Consider the following 3,074-nt stretch of genomic DNA (forward strand, 5'->3'; position numbering starts at 1 on the left):
AATAAAAAGCTGCAATACCCGGAATAACCACGATAAGAGGAATCAACATCTTCAGGTAAGCACCAAACAACAAACCGCGTTTTGCTTCTTTAACCGATTTCGCTGCCAGACCTTTCTGAATGATATACTGATTAAATCCCCAGTAACCAAAGTTTGTCAGCCAGATACCTCCAAGGATAATTCCCAGCCCCGGCAAATCAAGAAAAACGTCAGGCCTGGTGTCCTGCTCTGCAATCATGTGAAAATGGTCGCGGGCGCCTTCAAATAAGGTCTGAAAACCTTTAATGGGGCCGGAGCCAACTCCACCTACTGCATCTAGAGCAACATAAGTTGTCACCAAACCTCCAACCACCAGGAAGAAGACCTGAATAACATCGGTCCAGGCAACAGCTTTAAGTCCTCCGTAAATAGAATAAATACCGGAAAAGACGGCCAGACCAATAATTCCATACATCAAGGGAACTCCCAGAATGGTTTCCATCGCAAGAGCTCCCATATAAGTTACGGAAGTCAGGTTCACAAAAACATATACCAGCAGCCAGAAAATGGCAAAGGCAGTACTTACTCCACGTGAATAACGCTCGGCAAGAAACTGCGGCATGGTATAAATCTTCTTTTCAATAAAAATGGGAATAAAATACTTAGCAATAACAATCAGTGATGCAGCAGCAATCCACTCATAACAAGCAATTCCAATCCCCAGGGCATATCCCGAACCGGACATACCAATAAATTGCTCTGCCGAAATATTGGCGGCAATCAAAGAGGCACCAATAGCCCACCATGTCAGTGACTTATTGGCAAGAAAGTAATCCTGAGCAGTTTTTTCTACTCCCTTTTTCCCTCTCGAGATAAAAAGGCCCATACCCAGGATAACAAAAGCATAGACGGCAAAAATCACCCAGTCAGTGTTGCGAAAGCTGTTTCCATAGTTTAAAGAATTTTAGTAGGTTTTATATTCCTCTATTCAATTTGTAAAACATATCATTCCAGCGCAATTCTTTTTTAAACTCCGGAATTGAGGTTTTTTCATCAATCAAAAGAAACTCGATCCCGGCAATTTCGGCAAAATCTTCCAGGAACTCAGAAGTCAAATCATAAGAGAAACTGGTATGATGTGTTCCACCGGCCAGAATCCAGGCAGCTGCACCCACTTCAAAATTGGGTTTCGGCACCCACAAAGCACTTGCTACCGGCAACTTAGGCAGTGGCTTTGATTCAATACATTCCACTTCATTTACGATCATCCGGAAACGATTGCCCATATCCACAACGGTAGCAGCAACACCGACACCGGGCTTACTGGTAAAGACCAAACGTGCAGGATCATTCTTGCCCCCTATTCCAAGCGGATGTACTTCCAGGCGTGGTTTCTTCTCCGCGATAAGCGGGCAAACCTCCAGCATGTGCGCCTGAAGGATGGTGCTGTTTTCGCCATCAAAATTCAGGGTGTAATCTTCGAGGAAGGAGCATCCTTTGGGCATTCCTTTACCCATCACCCACATGGTACGATATAGGGCAGCAGTTTTCCAGTCACCCTCCGCACCAAATCCGTAACCATCAGCCATCAGTCGTTGCGAAGCAAGTCCGGGAAGTTGGTCTATAGCAGCAAGGTCATCAAAGTTTGTGGTAAAAGCTTTTGCTCCTTTATCTTCCAAAAATCTGCGCAAGGCAATTTCAATTTTAGCAGCATGGGCTACTCTTTCTCTGTTGCTTCCACCTTCTTTACAGTCGTCAGCAAATTCGTAATCGTTTTCATAAACTTTTAACAAACCTGCAACTTCTGCATCAGTAACTTTATCCTGAACAGCCACCAGGTCGGCAATCGGATAGTAATCCACATGATATCCCATCACCATTTCTGCATCCACTTTATCACCATCGGTCACCGCAACGTTGTTCATCTGGTCTCCAAAACGAATAATGCGCATATCCTGCGCATCTGCCCAGGCAGCAGCCACTCGCATCCAAACAGAAATTCGCTCCTGTGCTTTAGGATCCTGCCAATGTCCAACCACCACTTTACGAGGCTTTTTCAGTCGAGCCATAATGTGACCAAATTCTCTGTCTCCGTGTGCACTCTGATTGAGATTCATAAAATCCATATCGATTTTATCCCACGGAATTTCCTTATTAAACTGAGTATGGAAATGTAAAATAGGTTTACGCAACTCCTGCAATCCATGAATCCACATTTTTGCCGGAGAGAATGTATGCATCCAGGTAATGACTCCCACACATTTGTCCTCATTGTTGGCTGCTTTCATGGTTGCAGTTACCTCCCTGGCTGAGTTGACGGTACCTTTGTAAACAATTTTTACAGGCAACACACCGGAAGCGTTCATCCCTTCAACCATTTCAGTTGAGTGACTATCAACTGCCACCACTGCATCACCGCCGTACAATAACTGTGCACCGGTAACAAACCAAACTTCATAACCTTTAAAATTTTCCATCGTCATATTCCTTTTAAGTTTCTGTTCAGATTTTGATAATACGTTCCTGCCCGTTCAACTCTTCCGAGTTGGGGCTAAAACGATAATTAAATGCTCCCTTTTTTGACTCTTCTGTATTTTTAGTATTTAATCGTTCCAAAACATTCAGTCCCAATACCTTTTTACGAAAGTTACCCGGATCTAGCTCTCTTTGGTAGATGGCTTCGTAAAGTCTCCTTAATTGTGTCAAGGTAAACTCATCGGGCAACAACTCCTTTCCAACCAATTCCAGACTTGCTTTCATCTGCAAACGCTCTTTGGCTTTCTCAACTATTTCTGAATGGTCGAATATTAGTTCGGGAACTTCATCCAATGACCACCATCGGGCTCTCATATCATCTACTTTTGCAGCATCATGTTTATCAATGCGTATTAAAGCAAAAAAAGCTACTGAAATTACTCTGGCAGCAGGGTCGCGGTCAGGTTTGGAAAAGGACTGTACCTGTTCCAGGTAAATATCTTTGAGCCCCGTACTTTGGCGCAAAACCCGGTTTGCAGCAGTTTCCAAAGATTCTTCACTTCCGCAAAAACCGCCCATTAGCGACCAGCCCCCTATCTGAGGTTCATTTGGTCGCTTAT

General features: G+C 43.9%; 3 protein-coding genes. All 3 read right to left on the reverse strand.

Features of this window, described 5'->3' with window-relative positions:
* The coding region (locus QZZ43_RS11290) for a sodium/solute symporter (RefSeq protein ID WP_291859181.1) at positions 1-901 on the reverse strand (901 nt) is incomplete at its 3' end.
* 52 nt (positions 902-953) lie between these two features.
* Positions 954-2,456, reverse strand: a complete 1,503-nt coding sequence (gene araA / locus QZZ43_RS11295; protein ID WP_291859183.1) for an L-arabinose isomerase — start codon at positions 2,454-2,456, stop codon at positions 954-956.
* Positions 2,457-2,481: 25 nt separating this feature from the next.
* The coding region (locus QZZ43_RS11300; protein WP_291859186.1) for an NUDIX domain-containing protein at positions 2,482-3,074 on the reverse strand (593 nt) is incomplete at its 5' end.

This window comes from Marinilabilia sp. (genome assembly GCF_016278715.1).
GTDB lineage: Bacteria > Bacteroidota > Bacteroidia > Bacteroidales > Marinilabiliaceae > Marinilabilia.